Source organism: Streptomyces incanus (genome assembly GCF_042656345.1).
Taxonomy (GTDB): Bacteria; Actinomycetota; Actinomycetes; order Streptomycetales; family Streptomycetaceae; genus Streptomyces; species Streptomyces incanus.
The window spans coordinates 56481-78909 of the sequence record NZ_JBHSPC010000047.1 but is presented as its reverse complement, the minus strand read 5'-3'; the positions used below and the strand labels follow the sequence as shown (position 1 = coordinate 78909).

Here is a 22429-nt window from a genome sequence, read left to right as displayed (position 1 = left end):
CGGCCATCAGGTGACGCCGCGGCCGCGGGCGTGCTGGAAGCGGGTCAGCCCGTCGGCGAGGTCGATCAGCGGGGCGGGGTAGCCGAGGGCGGCGCGCCGGTCCTCCGGCAGTCGCCAGGGTTCGTGCACGGTCCGGTCGTCCAGGTCCTTCAACTCGGGCACCCAGCGACGTACGTAGGCGCCGCTCGGATCGTAACGCCGGCCCTGGCGCACGGGGTTGAGGACGCGGTTCGGGCGGGTGTCGGTGCCGGTCCCGGCGGCCCACTGCCAGTTGAGCTGGTTGTTGACGAGGTCGCCGTCCACCAGCAGGTCCAGGAAGTGCCGGGCGCCGACCCGCCAGTCCACGTACAGCGTCTTGGCCAGGAAGCTCGCCGCCAGCAGCCGTGCCCGGTTGTGCATCCAGCCTTCGTGGAGCAGTTGGCGCATCGCCGCGTCGACGACCGGATAGCCGGTACGGCCCTCCCGCCACGCGGCGATGTCCTCGGCCGCCTCGTCCTCGGTCCGCCACTGGTCGTGCCGGGGGCGGTAGTCCCGCCGGGACGCCTCGGGCCGCGCCGCCAGCACCTGGTGGTGGAAGTCGCGCCAGCACAACTGGCGCACGAAGGCCTCCGCCCCTGCTCCACCCCGCGAGCGGGCCCGTTGGACGAGTTCCACCGGCGAGAGGGCCCCGAAGTGGAGGTAGGGCGAGAGCCGGGAGGTCGCGTCGCCCGCCAGATCGTCGTGCCCCTCCTCGTACTCGGCCAGCCGGGACCGGGCCCATCGCGCGAACCGCTCGCGCCCCGGTGTCTCGCCCCCGGTGGGGAGGCCGGGCGAGAGGCCGGACAGTTCGCCACGGGAGGGCAGCGGCTCGCCGCGCACCGCGTCGGGGACCCGCACGGTGCGCGGCGCCGGACAGGTTCCCCGCAGCCGCTCCCGCGACCAGCGGCGGAAGTAGGGGGTGAACACGGCGTAGTGGTCGGATCCGGCGGGCGTCACGGCCCCGGCGGCGACCGCGGTGATCACGGCGTCGTGCACCCGCAGCACCACCCCGCGCCGGCCGAGGGCCTCCCGCAGCCGCTCCTCCCGCCGCTGGGCGTAGCCGCTGACGCCCGCCGCCATGTGCACCTCCGCGGCCCCGCACTCCACGGCGACCGCGTCGACCTCCCGGACAACCGGCCCCGTACGCACGACGAGCCGGCCGCCGCGCCGGCGCAGCGAGGCGTCGAGATCCCGCAGACAGTCGGCGAGGAAGGCGGCGCGGTTCGGCGCGTCGAAGCCGGCCGCGTGGACACCGGGGTCGCGTACGAACAGCGGCACCACCTCGTCGGCCGCCGCGAGCGCGGCGCGCAGCGGCGGATGGTCGTGCAGACGCAGATCCGAGGTGAACAGGACGACCGCGACGGTCATGGGGCTACTCCTGGTCGTGCATGAGGCCTTGCTTGCTTTCTCGCCGTCTCTTCGGGCTGTCCCCGGCCCGCGGATGCGGAGCCGGGCACGCTGCCGCCGGGCAGGCCACCGACGGACGCGTCACCCGCGGCGCAGGCGCCGTGCGCGCCGTGCGTTCCGTACGTGCCGTGCGGGCTCATGGCTTTCGCGACGGCCCGTGCGTGCATCGGCCCCGTGCGCGCTCATGCCCTTCGCGGCGGCCTGGGTGATGTTGCGGGCCATGCCGCCGAAGACGACGGCGTGGAACGGGGCGACGGACCACCAGTAGGCATGGCCCGGCAGCCCGCGAGGGTGGAACAGGGCGCGTTGCCGGTAACAAGTGCGGCCTTCGTCGTCCGTGTCAGCGTACATCTCCAGCCATGCGAGGCCCGGCAGCCGCATCTCGGCCCGCAGTCGCAGCAGCCGGCCGGGCTCGATCTCCTCGACCCGCCAGAAGTCCAGCGAGTCACCGATCCGCAGCCGCTCGGCGTCCCGCCGCCCGCGCCGCAGGCCGACACCGCCGACGAACCGGTCCAGCCAGCCCCGTACCGCCCAGGCCAGCGGGAAGGAGTACCAGCCGTTGTCCCCGCCGATGCCCTCGATCACCTTCCACAGCGACTCCACGGACGCGTCGACCGGCATCTGCCGCTCGTCGTGGTAGAGGCTCCCGCCGGCCCAGTCGGGGTCGGTGGGCAGCGGATCGCTGGGCGTGCCCGGCGGGCTCGCGGACGACCAGCGCGTGGCGACCTGCGCCTCCCGCACCCTCCGCAGCGCGAGGGCCAGTGCTTCGTCGAACGGCAGCGGACTCCCCGGTGCGTCGGGCACGTACCGGGCGATGTCGTGTTCGTGGCAGACGACCTCGTGGCGCAGCGATTCCGTCAACGGCCGGGCCAGGGAGGCGGGTACGGGGGTGACGAGCCCGATCCAGTGGCTGGACAGCCCCGGCGTGAGCACCGGCACCGACATGACGAGCCGCCGCCGCAGTCCGGCCACGACGGCGTACCGCCGCATCATCTCGAGGTAGGTGAGGACGTCCGGCCCGCCGACGTCGAACGCCCGGTCGACATCGGCGGGCATGCCGGCCGAGCCGACGAGGTACCGCAGCACATCGCGTACGGCGACCGGCTGGATCCGGGTGTGCACCCAACTGGGGGTCACCATGACCGGCAGCCGCTCGGTGAGATAGCGCAGCATCTCGAACGACGCCGACCCCGAACCGATGACGACCGCGGCCCGCAGCACGGTGGCGGGCACCGGCCCGTCGAGGAAGATCCGCCCGACCTCGGCGCGGGAGCGCAGATGCGGGGACAGGGACCGCTCCGGGACACCGCGCGGGGTCAGCCCGCCCAGGTAGACGATGCGCCGTACGCCGGCGGCCCGGGCCTCTTCGGCGAAGGTCCGGGCCGCCTGCCGGTCCGTCTCCTCGAACCCGGAGCCGGTCCCGAGGGCGTGCACCAGGTAGTAGGCGACGTCGATCCCGCGCAGGGCCGCGGCGACCGAACCCGGGTCGGTGACGTCACCCCGGACCGTCTCGGCGTCACCCGCCCAGGGATGGTCGCGGAGCTTGCCGGGGGAGCGGGCGAGGCACCGCACCCGGTGGCCCGCCCGCAGCAGCTCCGGTACGAGGCGCCCGCCGATGTACCCGGAGGCGCCGGTGACCAGGCAGTGCAGCCGCTCGGCGGCGCCCCCGTCCCGCTGTCCGTCCGGGCCCGCGTCCCGCTGTCCGTCCGGGCCCGTGTCCATCCCCGCGTCGGTACCCATGTCCGTCTCCTCCGTGCTCGCCCGGGGCAGCTTTCCTCTTCCTCTCGTCCGATCATGGCGGCAGTGCGGTGCCCGCGCCCGTTCAGCCGGGCTGGGAACCGGATCCGGCGGCGGAGGCGGAAACGGCGCCGGTCCCGGAGTCGGCACCGGCCCCCGCATCGCCCTTGCGGGCCAGGACGCTCGGCCACCACGCCCGCGGACCGATGTCGATCACGAGCGCGGGTACCAGGAGCGAGCGGACCACGAGGGTGTCGAGCAGGACGCCGAAGGCCACGATGAACGCGATCTGGACCAGGAAGGCCAGGGGAATCACCATCAGGGCCGCGAACGTCGCCGCGAGGACGACACCGGCCGAGGTGATGACCCCGCCGGTCGTGGTGAGCCCGCGCAGTACGCCCTGCCGGCTGCCGTGCGCGAGCGCCTCCTCCCGGACCCGGGACATCAGGAAGATGTTGTAGTCGACGCCCAGCGCCACCAGGAACACGAACCCGTACAGCGGTACCGACGCGTCCGTGCCCGAGAAGCCGAGGAGATGCTCGAAGACGAGTGCCGAGACCCCGAGCGTCGCCAGGAAGTTGAGTCCCACGGTCGCCACCAGCAGCACCGGTACGAGCAGCGAGCGCAGCAACAGGACGAGGATCAGCAGGATGATGCACAGGACGATGGGCACGATCACCGTACGGTCCCGGGCGGCGGTCTCCTGGGTGTCGTATTGCTGCGCCGTGTAGCCGCCGACCAAGGCGTCGGCCCCGGAGACCGCGTGCACGTTCTCGCGGAGCCGTTCGACGGTCTCCTTGGCGGCGTCGCTGTCGGCCCCGTCCTCGAGGGTGGCGGAGACCTGGACGCGGCCGTCGGCGACGATCGGCTCACCCTCGGGACGCCCCGAGGCGGAGATCGTGCCGGCCGACGCCACGCCCTCGGTCTTCTCGGCCGCGGCCGTCACCTGAGCGGCACGGTCGGCGTCGGCGACGATGACGGCGGGGTTGCCGGAGCCGCCGGGAAAGTGCTCGCCGAGCGTCTTTTGGGCGGAGACCGAGGAGGCCTCGCCGACGAAGATCTCGTCGAGCGGCACGCCCTTCGAGGAGAGGGCCGGGGAGAAGGCCGCGAAGACGGCGAGCACCAACGCGGTCACCGCCCACGTCGCGCGCGGCCGCCGGTCCACGGTCGCGGCGATCCGCTGCCACACACCACGCCCCTCCACGGAGTCGTCCGAGCCGTCCGTGGAACCGTCCGCGGAGCGCGCGCTCCCGGTCTCCTTCGGCCGGGAGGGCCAGAAGGCGCCGCGCCCCAGCAGGGCCAGTACGGCCGGCAGGAAGGTGAGCGTGGAGAGCACGGCGCACACGATGCCGATGGCGCCGACCGGCCCGAGAGCGCGGTTGTTCGTCAGGTCACTGGCGAGCAGGGCCAGCAGGCCGAGCGCCACGGTCGCGGCACTGGCCGTGATCGCCCCGAACGAGCGCCGCACCGCGGCCGCCGCGGCCGCGACCCGGTCCCCGCGCGCGGCGAGTTCCTCCCGGAAGCGCGCGGTCAGCAGCAGCGCGTAGTCCGTGGCGGCGCCGATCACGAGGATGGAGAGAATGCCCTGCACCTGGCCGTCCACCCGGACGACGTCCCGGTCGGCCAGCGCGTACACGACCGCGCACGCGAGGGCGAGGGCGAAGACGGACCCGAGGATGATCAGGAACGGCAGCAGGACGCTCCGGTAGACCAGCAGAAGGATCACCAGCACCGCGGCGAGCGCCACGCCCAGCAGCAGTCCGTCGATCCCGGCGAACGCGTCCGACAGGTCGGCCTGGCTCGCCGCCGGTCCCGCGATCTGCGCCGTGGTCCCCGGCACGCTCTTCGCCGTCTGCCGGATCTCGTCCAGGATCTTGGACAAGTCGTCGCCGAGGCCGGGCCTCAGCGGGACGACGGCCTGCATGGCCTGCTTGTCGTCGGAGACGAGGGCGGGCGACGGAGCACCGACGACCCCGGGCCGCCCGGCGAGCCCGGCGAGCCCGCCGACCGCCCGGGCGGCCTCCTCCTGCTGCGCCTTGGTGACCGTGCCGTCCCCGCCCTTGCCGACCGTCCACACCACAATGGCGGGAACCGTCCGCGACGCCCCGGCCCGCTCGAACGCCTCACCCGCTTCGAGCACCTTGGTCGACTCGGCACTCTGCGGCAGGAACGCGGCCTGGTCGTTGGTGGAGACCTCGCCCAGCTTGCCCGCGTAGGGGCCGAGCAGGCCGCCCACACCCAGCCAGACGACCAGCAGGACGAGCGGCACGAGCCACCGGCCCCAGCGCGGTGCGGTTCTCATCGAATCCCCAAGCGACAACGGAACGGAACGGAACAGGAAAGCAAGCCTCAATCATCAAGTATCTCAATGACTGAACCAATATATACTGACCGCATGTCCGGCACCGAAAGCCCTTCCTCATCCCTTCCGGGGAACGACCCCACGGGGATGCAGGCGTTCGCGGTGCTGTTGCGCCGGATGAACACCGAGTTCAATCGCATCGCCCACGAGTTCGCCCAGGCGCAGGGTCTCCATCTCACCGATGTGCAGGCCCTGGTCGCGATCCTGGATGCCGACACGGCCGACGGCCCCATGACCCCCGGCCGGCTGCGCGACCAACTCGACCTCACCTCGGGCGCGGTGACGGCCTGCATCGACCGCCTGGAGCGGGCGGGCCACATCCGCCGCGTACGGGCCCTGGGCGACCGCCGCGTGGTCCACCTGCACTACGAGGAGGCGGCCAGGGCCATCGCCGGCGAATTCTTCCGCCCCCTGGCCCGGAGTACCGACACCGTCCGCTCCCGCTTCACCCGCGAGGAACTGACGACAGTGACCCGTTTCCTCACCGAACTGAACCGGGAACTCGCCCTCCTGGGCCGCCACACCTCTTGACGGGACGGCACGCGGATGCCGGGCCTCGTCGTGGAGGTCGGGAGCTGCCATGGCCGCGCGCCGTCCGCCCCGTGGACTCGAACGCGGGCGAAGGAAAGGGCGTACGGCGCACGCCGTACCCCTCTCCATGGGGAGGACGGCCCGGCTCCGGGCCTCGCCCGTACGAGAGGGAATGGTGGAGACGAGCACGCAGGCCGACGCCCCCGCACAGCCCCGCACCCCCTTGAACAGGGAATGGATTCTGGGCACCGCCCACTGAGCCGCCTGCGCCGAACGCTCACCCCGACGGGAACCCTGGTGGCCAACGGGGGAGGCTCGCCCGGCCGCGTGTTCGGAGCCGTCGGCTCCCTGCTGCACGTGAGCGCGGTCAACGCGTTCGTCCGGCAGCGGCTGCGCCCGATCCTCCCGGCGGCTCCGGCCGGGCCGACCCGGGAGGACCTGCTCGCCGTCACCGCGCTCATCGAGGCCGGCACGCTCACCCCGGTGGTCGACCGGAATTACCCCCTGGCCGACGCAGCCGAGGGCGTGCGCCCTGTGGAGCGGGGCCACGCCCGCGGCAAAGCCGTGGTCACTGTGGCCCGAGCGCGTTCACCCGTCTCGCGCCGACCGCCGGGCCGCGTGCGCGCACCGCCGGTTCCCGGGAGGCAACGCCCTGAGATCAGGAGGAGGCAATGCCCTGCCGTGACGGCCCGACAGGGCCGTCGCCCCGCTCGGCGAGTCCGGCGTGCAGGAGAAGCAGGCGGGCCAGGGCGCGCGCCTCGTCGGCGGTGAGCGCCGCCCACGTCCCCGGCTCGCCTCCCCGGTCCTGGCCGACGTCCAGGGTGACCCTGCTGATGGGCCGGTCCGCGGGTACGAGCCGCAGACACCGCACCGCGATCCTGCGCCCGCAGGCTGTCACGAGCGAGGGGTTCTCGGTCGCGGTAGGCAGGTCACGCCCTGTCGTCGTCATCCGTCTCACACTCCTTCACGCCGGCCGGCCCGTAACTCCGGCTGGTGTCCTGTCCGCTGTGCCCGGTGGGTGTGTCCTGTCCGTGATGTCCGGCGGGACATCACGGTCAGCGCGGCGCGGAGCCGAAATGTTCCCCGCCGGCGTGTTCCCCGCCGGACCGTGCGCTGCGGAAGGCGCGGCGGTAGGTGTCCGGAGGGACCCCGACGGCGCGGTGGAAGTGCCGGCGCGGCGTCGTCGCGGTGCCCATGCCGGTGGCTGCCGCGATGACGTCGACGCTGCCGCCGGTGGCCTCCAGCAACTCCTGGGCCCGTTTGATTCGTTGGGTCAGCGGTCACTGCAGCGGGCTGGTGCCGGTCACCGTCCTGAACCGGCGGCCCAGATGGCGTGAGCTCATGGAGGCCCGCGCCCGGCCCGCGCCCCTGCCCGGGGCGCCGAGCATGGCGTCGACGGCGTCCCTGTGACCGTGGAGACCGCAGTCCGCGAGAATCCGCCGTGTCCGTGGCACGAGTCCGCAGGCCACGATCCGGGTGCTTGCTCGCCCCTACCGGGCCGAGGGTGCCTTGCCGGTCGTCGCGGTACGCCGGCGGACCAGCACGCGAGTGGTGCTGCCGTCATCCTCTTCGATGTCCCGGACATGCTTGAAACCGATTCTGTCCAGCAGCATCAGAGAGGGCTCGTTCGGTGCGGCCACAGTGGCGTGCACCTCGGTCAGTCCGAGGGTGTCGAAGCCGTGGGCGACGATCGCTTCCGCCACCTCGGTCCCCAGGCCGGACCCCCATGCCGTGGGCGCCAGAGCGTAGACGATCTCGTGGCCGCCGACGGCGTCGGTCGGCTTGATCTCGGCATGCCCGACCAGGAGCCCGTTGCGGCGAACGGCCCAGACATCGAACAGATCCCGCGCGTACACGTCCGTGAAGATCCGCCCGAACAGGGCCCGGTCCGCAGCTTCGGAAGCAGGGCCGTCACCCATCCACTGCGACACCCTCGTGTCCTGGAACAGGGCGACGAAGTCCTCTTCGTCCTCGGGTACGTACGGCTCCAGGAGCAGCCGCTCGGTGCGCAGAGCAGGAGTCACGGACAGCGACGCTACCCACGCGACTTCCTGGCCGGCAACCCACTTTCATCCGTGCGGGCAGCGCCCCGTTTCCTCCCCTGCCGCAAAGAACGCATACCCCATGGAAGTCGGAGAGGCCAGGGACCACGGCCCGGGCGGCACCGGGGAACCCGTGGCGGCCCTGCTGAGGCCGGGCGACACCGGCTCGAACACCGTCGCCTGGGTACTCGAACAAGGTGGGTGACGCTTCCCATGGGAAAACCGGTGGACCGTTGAACAGGTGAACCGTTGAACTGTCGAATTGGTGGCCAGGCTATGACTACGAAAACCACGGGGAAGGCCGGTAAAAAGACGACCGGCGCGACGGACGAAGCAGTGGCGCGCGCACTGCTCGACCGACAGCGGCGCACCTATGCGGCGCAGGCGGGCATCCGATTGCGCAACACCCCCGCGCCGCTGTACCAGACGCTCGTGCTCGCGGTACTCCTCAGCGCCCCCATCAGGTCCGGCACCGCTGTGGCGGCGGCCAGGGCGCTGTTCGACGCCGGAATGCGCACCCCGCGGGCGATGGCGGACGCGTCCTGGCAACAGCGCGTCGACGCACTCGGCGAGGGCGGCTATCGGCGTTACGACGAGCGGACCTCCACGATGCTGGGCAAGGGAGCCGAACTGCTGTTGGAGCGCTACGGCGGCGATCTGCGCCGACTGCGTGAGGAACCCGACCCGAAGAAGGCCCTGTTGGACATCCCCGGGATCGGGCCCACCGGGGCCGACATCTTCCTGCGTGATGTGCAGGGCGTGTGGCCGGAGTACGCGCCGTACATCGACCGCAAAGCCCTGGACGGCGCCCGACGGCTCGGGCTGCCGGCCTCACCCGACAGGCTGAGCGGTCTCGTCCCCGCCCGCGAGATACCGCGGCTGGCGGACGGCCTGGTCCACGCGGCCCTCGACAAGCCGCTGGCGGACGAGGTGCTCACCGCCGCCGGGGCGGCCTGACGGACCTCTCCGCAGGGCACAGGGCACAGGGCGCGGCGTCCGGAGCGGTTCAGGTGCCCGGACCCGCCTGTCCACGTTCCTCGTCGGCGCCTTCTACGGTGCTGCGCATCGTCTTACGGGCGTCCGTCGTCTCCGACGTCCCCATGGTCACCCTCGTCGCCGTCATGGTCGTGGTCATGGTGCCGGCGGCCACCTTCGACCGGCACTCCATCCGGCCCAAGCCCCTCAAGCGCATGCCGCTGGGCGGGACCGTCGTCATGGCGAGCACCGTGATCGTCGTGGTCGCCACCCCCACATGTTCAGCGACGTGATCGTTCCGGCCGTCCGGCACCACCCGGCACGGCGACCGGGCGACACATCACCACGGGGCGGACGTCGCCTGACGCGGCACTGGTCAGCACCGGTGACTTCCAGTCAACTTCGTCGGGTCGGCGGCCGATCGGTGCGCACGGGTGGCGGCGGCGAAGATTCCCGTCAACCCATTACCAAGCGTTTAGTGAGCAGATACCTTTCTCCTTGCCGGTGGCAGGGGGCAGAGCGATCCGGCCATCCCTGCCTGCCCGGAGTACCGCTGCACGTTGTTCGGCCTGTTTTCGGTTTTTACGCCCATCTCTCATGGACCGCCGAAAGGAAGCGCTTTGAACGCTCGGAACCGCCGTACCACGGTAGTCGCCGTATCCGTCGCAGGGCTCATAACGCCGCTGCTGCTGATCGGATCGGGCACCGCCTCCGCCCACAGTGACCCTGCCAAGGAGGCTGCCAAGCTCGCGAAGAAGCTCGTCAAGAAGAGCGACGCCAAGGATGCCTACGAGCATCTGAAGCAGTTCCAGCGGATCGCCGACAAGAACGGGAACACCCGGGTGGCCGGGTCGGAGGGGCACCGGAAGTCGGCCGAGTACGTCGAAGGCCTGCTGCGGAAGGCCGGGTATTCGGTGACCCGGAACGCGTTCGACTTCCCGTTCACCGAGACGCTGGCGCAGAGTCTGCGGGTGGTGTCGCCGCAGCAGCAGGACGTCCCGGTGACCGCCATGACGTACTCCGCCAACAGTCCGGTCGGCGGCATCACCGCCCCGGTCGCGGTGGTGCCGGTCGACGACACCACCGGCTGCGAGCCGGAGGACTACGCCTCCGGGACGTTCACCGGCAAGATCGCGCTGATCAAGCGCGGCGGCTGCACCTTCGCGGAGAAGCAGGAGACCGCCGCCGGTGCGGGCGCGGTCGGCGCGATCATCTACAACAACACCGAGGGCGCGCTCAACGGCACCCTGGGAGACCCGTCCGTCGCCAAGATACCGGCCGGCGGCGTCACGCAGGCGGACGGCGAGACGCTCGCGGCCAAGGCCGCCGCCGGCGCAGTGACCGTCAACCTGGAGATCCGCACCTTCTCGGAGATCCGGCGCACCTACAACGTGATCGCCGAGACCAAGGGCGGCGCCGCCGACAACGTGGTGATGTTCGGCGCCCACCTGGACTCGGTGGCGGACGGCCCGGGCATCAACGACAACGGCTCCGGCTCCGCCGGCATCCTCGACGTGGCCCTGAACCTCGCCCACGAGAAGACCAAGAACAAGGTGCGCTTCGGCTGGTGGTCGGCTGAGGAGTTCGGCCTGCTGGGCTCGGAGGCGTACGTCAACAGCCTCTCGGCGGCGGACCTTGCGAAGGTCAAGCTGTACCTGAACTTCGACATGATCGCCTCGCCGAACTACGCCCAGTTCGTCTACGACGGCGACGACTCCGACCAGGTCGGTGCCGGCCCCGGCCCGGAGGGCTCGGCGCAGCTGGAGCGGCAGATCACCGACTACCTGGACAGCCGGCGCACCCCGCACGAGGGCACCGACTTCACCGGCCGGTCGGACTACGGGCCGTTCATCGAGGTGGGCATCCCCTCGGGCGGCACCTTCACCGGCGCCGAGGGCGTCAAGACGGCCGGGCAGACAAAGGTGTACGGCGGTAAGACCGGCGTCGCGTACGACGCCTGCTACCACGCCGCCTGCGACAACCTGAAGAACATCAACATGAAGGCGTTCGACGTCAACATCGACGTCATCGCCAACGCGGCGGGCCAGTACGCCTGGGACACCAGCCTTCTGAGCAGGCCGGTGGCGCCGCAGAACACCAAGGGTTCGGCGGGCAGCGGCGGTGGCCTGCACGAGGGCCACGACCACGAGGTCACCGAGTAACTCCCGGCACACACAGGGGGAGGGCCGGACCGTCCGGCCCTCCCTTCGCCACTGCGGCCCCTTGCGGAGGGAGCCCCCGGCCGGGTGCCCCGCCCTGACGCCGACGTCAGACCTTGATGACGGTGATGCGGGAGCCGCACAGGGCGGTGAGATCCTCGGGGGTCGAGGTGAGAACCGTCGCCGGGCCCGGGGCGGCGAGGGCGGTGGCGCCGAGCATGGCGTCGATGGCGTTCTCGGTGTGAGCCACTGCCCAGGATGGCGTCCCGCCGGGTGGTGGGGGGATCTTTGCGGTTCCTGTGCTGCGGGGCGGGGGACGGGTGCCGTGCCGAAAATCGTGAGCAGTCGACGGGTATGTGCCACTTAAGCGCTCAAATGAGCGACATTAGGGCAGTGGCGGCCAAAGTGCTCACGGCTTCGGGACGGTGTGTCCTCTCCGTGGCATGGGAGAGTGTCCCGGAATCGCCGACGTCAAGGCCGCCGTCCCACCGGGCGGTCGCGGAAAACCACCCGCCCGAGCAGCCGACCACCCCGGCAAGGCCCGATGCACCATCACTCGATCTGCTTTGACAGAGAGGGAAGGGCATAACGGCGGCAGGACTGGAGAAGGACGGGTCGGAAGCGCAGGGCCTCACCGAGTGTCGGCAGCGTGCGAAGTGGCGCCGACGGTTTGATCTCGCCGTCGTTTGCCGACACCTGCGCCGGAACATCAGGCTGTTGCGCCGCGATCGTGCAGGGCGGCATAGCGGGCGGGCGGGACGCTCAGGTGGCGGGTGAAGTGCCGGTTCAAGTGTGCCTGGTCGTAGAAGCCCACCATCGTGGCGACCTCGGCCGGCCGCCGACCGGCGAGCAGGAGTCGGCGTGCCCGGTCGATACGTCTGCCGGTGAGGTAGGCGTGCGGAGGCAGTCCGTATGTCTGCTTGAAACAGCGGATCAGATGGGTGGGGTGTGCGTGCAGGATCGAGGCCGCCTCGTTCAGGGACACCCCGGTGGATATGCGTGAATCCAGCAGCTCGCGCAGGGCGGCAGCCATTCGCCCGGGTTCGCGCTCCGGATTCCTGACGTGCACGGCACCGAGATGGAGGAGCAGCCGTTCGCGGACGAGGGCCAGTCGAGACTCTGCCTCGAACTCGTCCCCCGGGTCGGCGAGGGCTCCGTGTAACCGGCGGATGCGATGGCGCAGCAGTCCGTCGCCGTGAACCGGACCGTCGACCGCAGCCCCTGCCCATCGTTCCGGAAGAACACGAGTGTCGAGGTAGAGCACGCGCTTACGGAATCCCGACGGGTTGACCGTCTTCCCGTCGTGAGGGACGCCGGGCGGCAGCAGAACGACCGCGCCCCCGCCGGCGGCTCCATGCCGATGGCGATCGACGGCGAAGTCCACCGATCCGTTATCGAGGATCATCAAGGCCCACGTGTCGTGGGTGTGGGCCGGGTAGGCGTGATCGGTGAAGTGAGCGTGGAGGACCTCGGTGATCCCTGAAACCGAAGGCCGCCAGGCACTGGTCCGCGTTCGGGGCTGGTCGCCGGTCATGCCAGGAACGTACAAGACCAGAGGCGGCCGGCGGCGGCACGCTCCTCACATGACCACATCCCATGCACCCGTGAACCTGGCACGCAAGCTCTCGCAGTTCGACGAGCTCTGGGCACAGAAGAAAGTGGCCGATCTCAACGACTACGAGGTCAAGCTGGCCAAGCTGAAGGGCGAGTTCGTCTGGCACACCCACGAGGACACCGACGAACTGTTCCTCGTCATCAGCGGTCGGCTCACCATCCAGCTCAGGGACGGCGACGTCACGCTCGAACCGGGCGAGCTGTTCGTGGTGCCCCGCGGTGTCGAACACCGCCCCGTGGCCGACGAGGAGACCGCCATCCTGCTGCTGGAACCGGCAGGAGTCCTCAACACAGGCGACGCGGGTGGACCACTGACCAAAGCCGCCGAAGCCTTGCACTGACTTCACGGCGCCCGGACACTTTCAGGGCAGGGAGGCGCTCCATCCTCGAGTTCTTGGACCCTTCCTGTTCCATGTCTGCTCGACCGGCACGCTGACGCCCCGGGTGTCAGCGATCGGCAGGTCGCCGCCCTCCACGAAGTGGCCCTGGCCGTACGCATGCGTCGCTCACGCTACGAGAGGAGCGAAGGGTTGAACTCCCAGCAGGCCCCCCGTGATGTGCAGGCCCTCGCCAAGGCAGGCATCCTCACCGCGGTCGGTCGGACCAACGGTCCGGAGAAGCGGCATCGGTGCATCTCATGTCGGAGCCGGCGGGTGTGGTGCGGCCGCGATCAAGTATGGGGTTCGGGGAGGGGCTTTGGGAGCGAAAACGGGTCTGCTCGCGTACGTCGGTAACGACGTGCCGGACCTGACGCGGACGACAGGTCGGAGCAGAGCCTGTCGTCGCTGTGTGACGGCTGTTTCGGTCCGCGTGCGGCTCATCGCGGTAGCGGCCACGTCCTTGCTGGCGGCAGGTTGCGGCATGCTGGAGGATCCGGTCAAGGACCGCTGGGAGTCCAGAAGCGAGTTTTCACGTTGTGGCGAAGTGAGCTCGGCTCAGGGTGAGGAGATACAGAAGCAGGCGGTGCGTGAAATCGTCTGTCTCCGGCGAGCCCTGAAGAGTGGCGAGAGCGCAGAACTGAAGGTGACTCATCCGACTGTGGAGGGTGACCTGATCCGCGAGTACTACCGCTTGACGCCGCAAGGCAGGCTTGAGGTGTACACCGACAGCACGGACGACCGCTACTCGGACCGGAAGTGGTCGTTTGCCGAGTGCTACACCCCAGAGTGGCTGGCTGAGATTTCCTGTGATCAATGACCAGGCCAACACCATGAGGTCTCGTCCATGGCCTCCTGGCATGGGTGTTCGGTCGGCGCCGTTCTCGTGTCCGGCTGCTGCGACTGCCCGGTGTTCCCCGTGGTTTCCCGCTCGATCGGGCACGCAGGGGGCACGTGTGCCTGTCTGCCGGGCTGCTGGCAGTGAGGCGCCGTCCGCGTCGGTACCTCTTTTGTGTCACTCGTCTGCACCGTCGGGGGCGACGGCGAGCAATCGCCCGCTGAGGCTGGGACCTGACAGAAGCGCGGCGCGCAGCCTGTTCAGGAGGAGCCGACCGCGCAGATGGGATCGCGGCGCGGCAGGCACACGCTGCTGAAGAAGGGCGAAGGTACCTCCGCATGCCACACCACGCCGCGACGGTGCCGGGGACTACCTGGATGGCCAGGTGGGCGGGAGCTCTGCTGTGCCTCGCGGTGGCCGCCCTCCACGTCGTGGACCAGGGCGGCATCACGGCGACGAGGGACCCCTATTACATCGGGATCGCCTACCACGTCCTGGAGATCGCGGCAGTGGTCGCCGCAGTGCTGCTCCTCATCGGCCTTGTTCGACTGGGATGGTTGCTGGCAGCCATGGTCGCCGTCGGGCCTTTGCTGGGCTACATCCTCTCCAGGGGTCCGGGGCTGCCCTACTACAGCGACGACGTCGGCAACTGGACGGAACCGCTCGGGCTGGTCAGCCTGGCTGTCGAAGGAGCCCTGCTCCTGCTGTCGGTGCCGCTCTTCGTGAGGAACCTGCGCCGCAGGACCTACTGAAGCTGCGCCAAGTAGCTTGTACACGCTGGTGTACAGACTGCGTACGGTTGTATCCCGGCCTGGGGGTATGTCTCGGTGGTGACTTGGGCCACACGTATACCGCGACCCATCACTCACCCCTGCTCCCATCCCGTCCGCCGTCGACCCACACACTGTGGAGCGGGCGTGGTTCAGGGCGTCCAGGTGGAGCGCGCCACTGTACGAACGACCTGGACGCCCTGGGCCGCGTCTGCTCGGCTCTGCCTGGGTCGACGGTGGACGGGATGGGAGCACCCCGCACACGCCACTACGGGCCTGCACTCGGCAACGGCGCCCCCCATCCCGGCTCCTCGCGCTCCCGCCGGCCGTCGCGGCCTCGCCCCTCGCGAGTCGGCCGTATGACTTTCGGCACTCGGCGTTGTCGACGTGGCTCAACGCCGGTGTCGACCCGACCGAGGTGGCTGAGCGCGCCGGCAACAGCGTCGAGGTTCTGCTGACCCGCTACGCGAAGTGCCTCGACGGGCGGCAGGACGTCGCCAACCGGCGCATCGAGGACCTGCTGCGCGAGTACGAGTGACGTCACCGGCCTCGAAACCGGAGCCCCTGGAGTCTTCTCCAGGGGCTCCGGTGTCACCTGGGGCCGTCCGTGGGGGACGGATGCGGTCTCATCAGCCCCACCGGGTGGTGATGGCTTCCTCGACGCTGAAGACCGTGTCGCACTCGGCGCACTGTGCGTCACCGAAGACATAGGTCACCTTGTGTGCGATGTCGGGGTGGCCATCCGCGAGCGCGCGCGAGTAAAGGGTTCGGGCCAGCCCGTCCAAGGCTTCGGAGGACCGGGGCTGCAACGGTACCTTTCTCGCCCCGGGTTGCTCCATGTACATGCTGTCTGTGGTGGAGAAGAAGCCGTCCTCTCCGAGGACTATGAAGTTCTCCGAGGCGCATGCAGGACAGGAGACCTCGTACTCCCCAACGTGCAATCCGTCGAGCTGCTCGCCCCAGACCTCGACACCCTGAAAACTCAAAAGCGTGGCCAGCAAATCGATGTAAGTCCCCGGGGCGTCAGCGAGTGTGGGGTCCTGAAGGGCTTCCTCGGTCAGTCGGATCAGCTCGGATATCTCCGAGGCGTAGGCCACCCGGGGATCTTTCCAGTCGTGAGGTCGGTCCGTGCTGACCATGATCGAGCCGGCCAGATACAGCGGCGCCTGACGATCCGGGGTCGACCATTGCCGCGCCATCCGGGTCAGAGCAGGCAAGGCTGCGTAGCTCGCCGAGTAGACAGTGTCCTGATGGCACAGCCGGGACCACAGTTCGTCCCAGGCGGGGCTCTGTGGGTCCGTACTCGCTCCATCGAGCAGGCCGGGGATGTCTTCTGCCGTGCCATAGGCGTGGTGGAGCCGAGACCAGTCAGTCATGCCGCTGATCTAAGCAGTCGACTGCCGTGTGACGGCGTGGTGGCCGGGGATACAGGATCGGCAGGCGCACCGCTGCAACGAGCATCGGCTGATCGTCCGCCGAAAGCGCCAGTCACCTGCGGCGATGCTCCAAGATCCCGTCCACGCCTCGTCCACAGACCCCGGCATATGGCCGCTCAGGGCGGCATCCGCCTGCACATACGCGAAGACCCCGGCCTCAGCGTTTCCGCTGGTGACGGGGTCTTTGGGCACCTCATGCAGGGTGCCCCCGGCAGGATTCGAACCTGCGCACACGGCTCCGGAGGCCGTTGCTCTATCCCCTGAGCTACGGGGGCGTGTCGGTTGCGGTGATCGCTTCGACGGGTAGAACAGTACCAGTTCTGGTGGGGTGGTCAGGAACCCGTTTTCCGTGGCGTGAGGGGAGGTGGGTGTCACCCTGGGTGTTCGAGGCGGTACCCCTGGGGGTGGAAGTGGGGAAAACGCGGACGCGGTGGCCGGTCTCGGCCTACTCTCGAGTTGTGCCAGGGGCGTCGCGCCGGGTGCTTGTTGTGGACGACAACAAGGTCATCCGGCAGTTGATCAGGGTCAACCTCGAGCTTGAGGGCATCGAGGTCGTGACCGCGGCCGATGGTGCCGAGTGTCTGGAAGTCGTCCATCAGGTGCGGCCCGACCTGATCACCCTCGATGTCGCCATGCCGCGGCTCGACGGGCTCAGGACCGCGGCCCGGCTGCGTTCCGATCCCCGGACCCGTGACCTTCCGCTCGCCATCATCAGTGCCTGTACCCAGTACGAGGTCGAGAGCGGGCTTGATGTCGGCGTTGATGTTTTCCTCGCCAAGCCCTTCGAGCCCACTGAACTCGTGCGGGTCGTCTGGCAGTTGATCGAGCGGCGGCGGCGGGGGAGCGGCGGTGGGAGCAGTGGGAGTGGTGGTGGGGTGAGTGGTGGCAGTGGCCTTGGCGGTGCCGAGCGGGCCGCCGGGCACGCTCCGGGGTAGCCGGGCCGGGTCTGTCCATCCAGGCGTCCATATGGCGGGATCCCCGCCGAATCGACTCGCTTCCCTACCCCTCTCCTCCCCTACCCTTGTCCCGTGACCCCCGTCGAGCTCTCCCGTACCGTGCTGCACGCGGTGCGCTGTGCTGTCGACGACGGGGAGCTGCGGGTGCCCGTGCCCGAGAGGGTCGTCGTCGCTCCGCCGGGGCCCGGGGGGTGCGGGGAGTACGCCACCAACGTCGCCCTCCAGCTGGCCCGCCCGGCCGGGCGGACGCCGCAGCACGTTGCCGAGGTTCTCCGGGCCCGCCTCCTTCACGCCGACGGCATCGGCGATGTCGTCATCACCGGACCCGGGTTCATCAACATCAGCCTGCACGGGTCCGCCGTTCCCCCCGCCCTCGTGGAGGAGATCCTCAGCGCGGGCGACACCCCTTACGGGCATCTGCCGGAGGGGGGCGGGGAGTGTGTGCTGTTGCATGGGGCGGCTGAGATGCGTGCCTTCGTTCACCTCGACGTGCTTGTTCGGATTCTGCGGTCCCAGGGATGCCTGGTGCGGGCCGGCTGCGATGCCGCCCCCCCGTCCGAGTGGATCGCCGTGCTCGGCGGCGGCGTCGATCACCAGCCCGCCGGTGCCCCCGACCTCCCCCGTACCGACGTCCGCCCCGTGCCCGCCCCCGCCGACCCGCTGCCGCTCGGCCGGGATGCCGCGCGGTGGGCGTTGCTGCGGCCCGCGGCGCACGACCGGCCGCGGATCGGCGCGGAGCACCTGGCCCAGCGGGAGAGCAACCCCCTCTTCCGGGTGCGGTACGTCCACGCCCGCACCCGTGCCCTCGCACGCAACGCCGCCGACCTCGGGTTCCACGCCGAGCCCGGCCCCGTCGGCGCGAACGGAACCAGGCCGCTGCTCGCCGCCCTCGCCGACCACCCCCGCGTTCTCGCGGCCGCCGCGCGGCACCGCGCTCCCGACCGGCTCGCCCGGCATCTCGTCACCGTCGCCGATGCCACGCAGCCCCTGCTCCCCGCCGTGCTGCCGCTCGGCGCGGAGAAACCCTCGGCCGTCCACCGCGCCCGGCTCGCGCTCGCCGAAGCCGCCGGGACGGTGCTGGCCGACGGCCTGTCCCTGCTCGGCATCGACGCACCCCACCACCTTTGAGAGAGCACGCGAAGAATGAGCCGTTCCGCACATCCCGCCGGGCCCCGTCACGCCGACGTCCTTCCCGAGGGGCACTACTCCGCACCGCCCACCGACCTCAACGCCCTCGACCCGAAGGTGTGGGCGCGGACCGTCAGCCGTGACGAGGCCGGCGCGCTCACCGTCGGCGGGGTTCCCGTCACACGGCTCGCCGAGGAGTTCGGCACCCCCGCCTACATCCTCGACGAGACCGACTTCCGGGCCCGCGCGCAGGCCTGGCGCACCGCCTTCGGGGACGACGCCGACGTGTTCTACGCCGGCAAGGCGTTCCTCTCCCGGGCCGTCGTGCGATGGCTCCACGAGGAAGGGCTGAACCTCGACGTCTGCTCCGGCGGGGAGCTGGCCACCGCCCTGTCCGCGGGTATGCCCGCCGACCGGATCGCCTTCCACGGCAACAACAAGTCCGTGGCCGAGATCCGCCGGGCCGTCGAGGCCGGGGTCGGCCGGATCGTGCTCGACTCCTTCCAGGAGATCGTCCGGGTCGCGCACATCGCGCAGTCGCTCGGCAGGCGGCAGCGGGTGCAGATCCGCATCACCGTCGGCGTCGAGGCGCACACGCACGAGTTCATCGCCACCGCGCACGAGGACCAGAAGTTCGGGATCCCGCTCGCCGGCGGGCAGGCCGCCGAGGCCGTGCGGCGGGCGCTCCGGCTGGACGGGCTGGAGGTCATCGGAATCCACTCGCACATCGGGTCGCAGATCTTCGACATGTCCGGGTTCGAGGTCGCCGCCCACCGGGTCGTCGGACTGCTCAAGGAGATCCGGGACGAGCACGGGGTCGAACTGCCCGAGATCGACCTCGGCGGCGGCCTCGGCATCGCCTACACCAGCGACGACGACCCCCGCGAGCCGCACGAGATCGCCAAGGCGCTGACCGAGATCGTCACCCGCGAGTGCGAGGGCGCCCGCCTCGCCACCCCGCGTATCTCCGTCGAGCCCGGGCGGGCCATCGTCGGGCCGACCGCCTTCACGGTGTACGAGGTCGGCACCATCAAGCCGCTCGAGGGGCTGCGCACGTACGTCTCCGTCGACGGCGGGATGTCGGACAACATCCGCACCGCGCTGTACGACGCCGAGTACAGCGTCGCCCTCGTCTCCCGCACCTCCGACGCCGAGCCGATGCTCTGCCGGGTCGTCGGCAAGCACTGCGAGAGTGGTGACATCGTGGTGCGTGACGCCTTCCTGCCGGGGGACCTGGCGCCGGGCGACCTGATCGCCGTACCGGCCACCGGCGCGTACTGCCGGTCGATGGCGAGCAACTACAACCATGTGCTCCGCCCGCCCGTCGTCGCCGTCGCGGACGGTGAGGCGCGGGTCATCGTCCGGCGCGAGACGGAGGACGACCTCCTCCGTCTCGACGTCGGGTGAGGAGCGAAGAGAACAGCAGCGGAAGCAACAGAAACAACAGAAGTAACAGAAGCAGGAGGGCGGAAGATCTTCGGATCTTCCGGCTTCCCGATGAAATTACTGTCTCACGATTCGGACAAAGGGAAGAAACTTCCGTCCGGTGAGTGAGACTGGTGCAACCTAGACGGTAATCAGGAAACGAGGTCGGATGATGCGTACGCGTCCGCTGAAGGTGGCGCTGCTGGGCTGTGGAGTGGTCGGCTCAGAGGTGGCGCGCATCATGACGACGCAGGCCGCCGACCTCGCCGCCCGCATCGGGGCCCCGGTGGAGCTCGCCGGGGTCGCCGTGCGGCGCCCGGACAGGGTGCGCGAGGGCATCGCCCCGGAGCTGGTCACCACCGACGCCACCGCCCTGGTCAAACGCGGCGACCTCGATGTCGTCGTCGAGGTCATCGGCGGGATCGAGCCCGCGCGGACGCTGATCACCACCGCCTTCGCACACGGCGCGTCCGTCGTCTCCGCGAACAAGGCGCTGCTCGCCCAGGACGGCGCCGCGCTGCACGCCGCCGCCGAGGAGCACGGCAAGGACCTCTACTACGAGGCCGCCGTCGCCGGCGCCATCCCGCTGATCCGGCCGCTGCGCGAGTCGCTCGCCGGTGACAAGGTCAACCGGGTGCTCGGCATCGTCAACGGCACCACCAACTTCATCCTCGACAAGATGGACTCCACCGGCGCCGGCTACCAGGAGGCGCTCGACGAGGCCACCGCCCTCGGGTATGCGGAAGCCGACCCGACCGCTGACGTCGAGGGCTTCGACGCCGCCGCCAAGGCCGCCATCCTCGCCGGGATCGCCTTCCATACGCGCGTGCGGCTCGACGACGTGCACCGCGAGGGCATGACCGAGGTCACCGCCGCCGACTTCGCCTCGGCGCGGGAGATGGGCTGCACCATCAAGCTGCTGGCCATCTGCGAGCGGGCCGCGGACGGTGGATCCGTCACCGCGCGGGTGCATCCGGCGATGATCCCCCTCATCCACCCGCTGGCCTCGGTCCGCGGCGCGTACAACGCCGTGTTCGTGGAGTCGGACGCCGCGGGACAGCTGATGTTCTACGGGCCCGGCGCCGGCGGGGCGCCCACCGCCTCCGCCGTGCTCGGCGACCTCGTCGCCGTCTGCCGCAACCGGCTCAGTCAGACGACCGGACCGGGCGAGTCCGCCTACGCGGCGCTGCCCGTCTCCCCGATGGGCGAGGTCGTCACGCGCTACCACATCAGCCTCGATGTGGCCGACAAACCGGGCGTTCTCGCCCAGGTCGCGACCGTGTTCGCCGAGCGCGGTGTCTCGATCGATACGGTTCGCCAGCAGGGCAAGGACGGGGAGGCCTCCCTCGTCGTCGTCACCCACCGTGCGTCCGACGCGGCCCTCGACGGCACCGTCGACGCCTTGCGCAAGCTCGACACCGTGCGCGGTGTCGCCAGCATCATGCGGGTTGAAGGAGAGTAAGCAGCAATGACCCACCAGTGGCGCGGAATCATCGAGGAGTACCGGGACCGGCTGCCGGTCGCCGACACCACGCCGGTCGTTACGCTCCGTGAGGGCGGTACGCCGCTCGTGCCCGCGCAGGTACTCTCCGAGCGCACGGGCTGCGAGGTCCACCTCAAGGTCGAGGGCGCGAACCCGACCGGGTCCTTCAAGGACCGGGGCATGACCATGGCCATCTCCAAGGCCAAGGAGGAGGGCGCGCAGGCCGTCATCTGCGCTTCCACCGGCAACACCTCCGCGTCCGCCGCCGCCTACGCGGTGCGCGCCGGGATGGTCTCCGCGGTGCTCGTGCCGCAGGGCAAGATCGCGCTCGGCAAGATGGGCCAGGCCCTGGTGCACGGCGCCAAGATCCTCCAGGTCGACGGCAACTTCGACGACTGCCTCACCCTCGCCCGCGCGCTCAGCGACAACTACCCCGTGGCGCTGGTCAATTCGGTCAACCCGGTGCGTATCGAGGGACAGAAGACGGCCGCGTTCGAGATCGTGGACATGCTGGGCGACGCCCCCGACATCCATGTCCTGCCGGTGGGCAACGCGGGCAACATCACCGCCTATTGGAGGGGCTACCGGGAGTACGCCGCCGACGGCATCTCCACCCGGGCCCCCCGGATGTGGGGCTACCAGGCGTCCGGCAGCGCCCCGATCGTGCGCGGCGAGGTCGTCAAGGACCCGGCGACGATCGCCACCGCCATCCGGATCGGCAACCCCGCCTCGTGGCAGTACGCGCTCGCGGCGCGGGACGAGTCCGGCGGCCTCATCGACGAGGTGACGGACCGTGAGATCCTGCGCGCCTACCGGCTGTTGGCCGCGCAGGAGGGCGTCTTCGTCGAGCCCGCCTCCGCCGCGTCGGTCGCCGGTCTGCTGAAGGCCGCCGAGCAGGGCAAGGTCGACCCGGGCCAGCGCATCGTGTGCACCGTCACGGGCAACGGCCTGAAGGACCCGGACTGGGCCGTCGCCGGAGCGCCGCAGCCGGTCACCGTCCCCGTGGACGCCGCGACGGCCGCAGAGCGGCTCGGACTGGCCTGACCGCCGGTACCGGAAGGCCCGGGGCAGCGCGCCCCGGGCCTTTTGACCGCCGCGGCCCCGGCCGTTCCCCGCCCGGCGGCGGCAGCACGCGTCGGCGGCAGCACGCGCCGGCAGGACGGGCGTAAGA

General features: G+C 70.5%; 19 protein-coding genes, 1 tRNA gene and 5 pseudogenes. 15 read left to right on the top strand and 10 right to left on the bottom strand.

Translation table 11 applies throughout. The features are described 5' to 3' along the window. Positions 1-6: 6 nt before the first annotated feature. The 3 genes from ACFP2V_RS18290 to ACFP2V_RS18280 form a co-directional block, all read right to left on the bottom strand. The gene (locus tag ACFP2V_RS18290) at positions 7-1386 is read right to left on the bottom strand and encodes a cryptochrome/photolyase family protein (protein WP_381213058.1); all 1380 of its coding nucleotides are present in this window, start codon (positions 1384-1386) and stop codon (positions 7-9) included. 120 nt (positions 1387-1506) lie between these two features. Then, positions 1507-3147: an SDR family oxidoreductase gene (locus ACFP2V_RS18285; protein ID WP_381213190.1), complete on the bottom strand. Its 1641-nt coding sequence runs from the start codon at positions 3145-3147 to the stop codon at positions 1507-1509. Positions 3148-3247: 100 nt separating this feature from the next. After that, a complete protein-coding gene (locus ACFP2V_RS18280; protein WP_381213055.1) occupies positions 3248-5464 on the bottom strand; it encodes an MMPL family transporter in 2217 nt (738 codons plus the stop codon). A gap of 147 nt (positions 5465-5611) precedes the next feature. Here ACFP2V_RS18280 and ACFP2V_RS18275 point away from each other — a divergent pair, with 147 nt between their 5' ends. Beyond that, positions 5612-6055 carry a MarR family winged helix-turn-helix transcriptional regulator gene (locus tag ACFP2V_RS18275; protein WP_381213187.1) on the top strand — a complete coding sequence of 148 codons (444 nt, stop codon included), beginning with the start codon at positions 5612-5614 and terminating at the stop codon, positions 6053-6055. A 243-nt stretch (positions 6056-6298) separates the two neighbouring features. Beyond that, positions 6299-6634, top strand: a pseudogene (locus ACFP2V_RS18270) (zinc-binding dehydrogenase); the annotation flags it as partial. 79 nt (positions 6635-6713) lie between these two features. Here ACFP2V_RS18270 and ACFP2V_RS18265 read toward each other — a convergent pair. The 3 genes and pseudogenes from ACFP2V_RS18265 to ACFP2V_RS18255 all read right to left on the bottom strand — a co-directional run bounded on the left by ACFP2V_RS18265 (position 6714) and on the right by ACFP2V_RS18255 (position 8079). Then, positions 6714-7004 carry a hypothetical protein gene (locus ACFP2V_RS18265; protein WP_381213053.1) on the bottom strand — a complete coding sequence of 97 codons (291 nt, stop codon included), beginning with the start codon at positions 7002-7004 and terminating at the stop codon, positions 6714-6716. A 106-nt stretch (positions 7005-7110) separates the two neighbouring features. Beyond that, positions 7111-7407, bottom strand: a pseudogene (locus ACFP2V_RS18260) (helix-turn-helix domain-containing protein); the annotation flags it as partial. Between the two features lie 138 nt (positions 7408-7545). Then, positions 7546-8079 carry a GNAT family N-acetyltransferase gene (locus ACFP2V_RS18255; protein WP_381213050.1) on the bottom strand — a complete coding sequence of 178 codons (534 nt, stop codon included), beginning with the start codon at positions 8077-8079 and terminating at the stop codon, positions 7546-7548. A gap of 100 nt (positions 8080-8179) precedes the next feature. Between ACFP2V_RS18255 and ACFP2V_RS18250 the strand changes: the two genes are divergently transcribed. The 4 genes and pseudogenes from ACFP2V_RS18250 to ACFP2V_RS18235 all read left to right on the top strand — a co-directional run bounded on the left by ACFP2V_RS18250 (position 8180) and on the right by ACFP2V_RS18235 (position 11234). Further along, complete coding sequence (locus ACFP2V_RS18250) at positions 8180-8302, top strand: hypothetical protein (protein WP_381213193.1); 123 nt, start codon at positions 8180-8182, stop codon at positions 8300-8302. A 71-nt stretch (positions 8303-8373) separates the two neighbouring features. Then, a complete protein-coding gene (locus ACFP2V_RS18245) occupies positions 8374-9054 on the top strand; it encodes an HhH-GDP family DNA glycosylase (protein ID WP_381213047.1) in 681 nt (226 codons plus the stop codon). 49 nt (positions 9055-9103) lie between these two features. Then, positions 9104-9344, top strand: a pseudogene (locus ACFP2V_RS18240) (SulP family inorganic anion transporter); the annotation flags it as partial. Between the two features lie 348 nt (positions 9345-9692). Continuing rightward, the gene (locus ACFP2V_RS18235; RefSeq protein ID WP_381213044.1) at positions 9693-11234 is read left to right on the top strand and encodes a M28 family metallopeptidase; all 1542 of its coding nucleotides are present in this window, start codon (positions 9693-9695) and stop codon (positions 11232-11234) included. Positions 11235-11340: 106 nt separating this feature from the next. On the opposite strand, the pseudogene ACFP2V_RS18230 reads toward ACFP2V_RS18235, so the two are convergent. After that, a pseudogene (locus tag ACFP2V_RS18230) lies at positions 11341-11463 on the bottom strand (DNA-binding protein); the annotation flags it as partial. A gap of 477 nt (positions 11464-11940) precedes the next feature. After that, positions 11941-12765 carry a helix-turn-helix domain-containing protein gene (locus ACFP2V_RS18225; RefSeq protein ID WP_381213042.1) on the bottom strand — a complete coding sequence of 275 codons (825 nt, stop codon included), beginning with the start codon at positions 12763-12765 and terminating at the stop codon, positions 11941-11943. A gap of 49 nt (positions 12766-12814) precedes the next feature. Here ACFP2V_RS18225 and ACFP2V_RS18220 point away from each other — a divergent pair, with 49 nt between their 5' ends. The 4 genes and pseudogenes from ACFP2V_RS18220 to ACFP2V_RS18205 all read left to right on the top strand — a co-directional run. Continuing rightward, positions 12815-13186 (top strand): cupin domain-containing protein, encoded by a 372-nt coding sequence (locus ACFP2V_RS18220; RefSeq protein ID WP_381213039.1) that lies wholly within the window; start codon positions 12815-12817, stop codon positions 13184-13186. Positions 13187-13634: 448 nt separating this feature from the next. Further along, the gene (locus ACFP2V_RS18215) at positions 13635-14042 is read left to right on the top strand and encodes a hypothetical protein (RefSeq protein ID WP_381213036.1); all 408 of its coding nucleotides are present in this window, start codon (positions 13635-13637) and stop codon (positions 14040-14042) included. Between the two features lie 395 nt (positions 14043-14437). Next, entirely contained in the window at positions 14438-14812 is a 375-nt protein-coding gene (locus tag ACFP2V_RS18210; protein ID WP_381213034.1) for a hypothetical protein, read from the top strand. 319 nt (positions 14813-15131) lie between these two features. After that, positions 15132-15368 (top strand): annotated as a pseudogene (locus ACFP2V_RS18205) (tyrosine-type recombinase/integrase); the annotation flags it as partial. 91 nt (positions 15369-15459) lie between these two features. Here the strand turns inward: ACFP2V_RS18205 and ACFP2V_RS18200 are convergent. Together ACFP2V_RS18200 and ACFP2V_RS18195 are read right to left on the bottom strand one after the other, a co-directional pair. Then, entirely contained in the window at positions 15460-16206 is a 747-nt protein-coding gene (locus ACFP2V_RS18200) for a hypothetical protein (RefSeq protein WP_381213031.1), read from the bottom strand. A 263-nt stretch (positions 16207-16469) separates the two neighbouring features. Further along, positions 16470-16541: transfer RNA gene (locus tag ACFP2V_RS18195), tRNA-Arg, on the bottom strand. 135 nt (positions 16542-16676) lie between these two features. Between ACFP2V_RS18195 and ACFP2V_RS18190 the strand changes: the two genes are divergently transcribed. From ACFP2V_RS18190 to thrC, 5 genes are all read left to right on the top strand, one after another. Further along, positions 16677-17201, top strand: coding sequence for a response regulator (locus ACFP2V_RS18190; RefSeq protein ID WP_381213184.1), 525 nt, complete (start codon positions 16677-16679; stop codon positions 17199-17201). Between the two features lie 93 nt (positions 17202-17294). Beyond that, the gene (gene nrtL, locus ACFP2V_RS18185) at positions 17295-18350 is read left to right on the top strand and encodes an ArgS-related anticodon-binding protein NrtL (RefSeq protein WP_381213028.1); all 1056 of its coding nucleotides are present in this window, start codon (positions 17295-17297) and stop codon (positions 18348-18350) included. Between the two features lie 15 nt (positions 18351-18365). Further along, positions 18366-19757 (top strand): diaminopimelate decarboxylase, encoded by a 1392-nt coding sequence (gene lysA / locus ACFP2V_RS18180; protein ID WP_381213025.1) that lies wholly within the window; start codon positions 18366-18368, stop codon positions 19755-19757. A gap of 187 nt (positions 19758-19944) precedes the next feature. Beyond that, entirely contained in the window at positions 19945-21237 is a 1293-nt protein-coding gene (locus tag ACFP2V_RS18175; RefSeq protein ID WP_381213022.1) for a homoserine dehydrogenase, read from the top strand. A 6-nt stretch (positions 21238-21243) separates the two neighbouring features. Next, positions 21244-22302: a threonine synthase gene (gene thrC / locus ACFP2V_RS18170; protein ID WP_381213019.1), complete on the top strand. Its 1059-nt coding sequence runs from the start codon at positions 21244-21246 to the stop codon at positions 22300-22302. Positions 22303-22429: the final 127 nt, after the last annotated feature.

What these genes read in the sequence shown, in the direction of transcription:
- ACFP2V_RS18275 (WP_381213187.1), top strand. Translation starts at nt 5,612, where the DNA reads ATGCAGGCGTTCGCGGTGCTGTTGCGCCGGATGAACACCGAGTTCAAT.
- thrC (WP_381213019.1), top strand. Translation starts at nt 21,244, where the DNA reads ATGACCCACCAGTGGCGCGGAATCATCGAGGAGTACCGGGACCGGCTG.
- ACFP2V_RS18200 (WP_381213031.1), bottom strand. Translation starts at nt 16,206, where the DNA reads ATGACTGACTGGTCTCGGCTCCACCACGCCTATGGCACGGCAGAAGAC.
- ACFP2V_RS18250 (WP_381213193.1), top strand. Translation starts at nt 8,180, where the DNA reads ATGGAAGTCGGAGAGGCCAGGGACCACGGCCCGGGCGGCACCGGGGAA.
- ACFP2V_RS18265 (WP_381213053.1), bottom strand. Translation starts at nt 7,004, where the DNA reads ATGACGACGACAGGGCGTGACCTGCCTACCGCGACCGAGAACCCCTCG.
- ACFP2V_RS18245 (WP_381213047.1), top strand. Translation starts at nt 8,374, where the DNA reads ATGACTACGAAAACCACGGGGAAGGCCGGTAAAAAGACGACCGGCGCG.
- ACFP2V_RS18210 (WP_381213034.1), top strand. Translation starts at nt 14,438, where the DNA reads ATGGCCAGGTGGGCGGGAGCTCTGCTGTGCCTCGCGGTGGCCGCCCTC.
- lysA (WP_381213025.1), top strand. Translation starts at nt 18,366, where the DNA reads ATGAGCCGTTCCGCACATCCCGCCGGGCCCCGTCACGCCGACGTCCTT.
- ACFP2V_RS18285 (WP_381213190.1), bottom strand. Translation starts at nt 3,147, where the DNA reads ATGGACACGGGCCCGGACGGACAGCGGGACGCGGGCCCGGACGGACAG.
- ACFP2V_RS18280 (WP_381213055.1), bottom strand. Translation starts at nt 5,464, where the DNA reads ATGAGAACCGCACCGCGCTGGGGCCGGTGGCTCGTGCCGCTCGTCCTG.
- ACFP2V_RS18175 (WP_381213022.1), top strand. Translation starts at nt 19,945, where the DNA reads ATGATGCGTACGCGTCCGCTGAAGGTGGCGCTGCTGGGCTGTGGAGTG.
- ACFP2V_RS18220 (WP_381213039.1), top strand. Translation starts at nt 12,815, where the DNA reads ATGACCACATCCCATGCACCCGTGAACCTGGCACGCAAGCTCTCGCAG.
- ACFP2V_RS18290 (WP_381213058.1), bottom strand. Translation starts at nt 1,386, where the DNA reads ATGACCGTCGCGGTCGTCCTGTTCACCTCGGATCTGCGTCTGCACGAC.
- ACFP2V_RS18225 (WP_381213042.1), bottom strand. Translation starts at nt 12,765, where the DNA reads ATGACCGGCGACCAGCCCCGAACGCGGACCAGTGCCTGGCGGCCTTCG.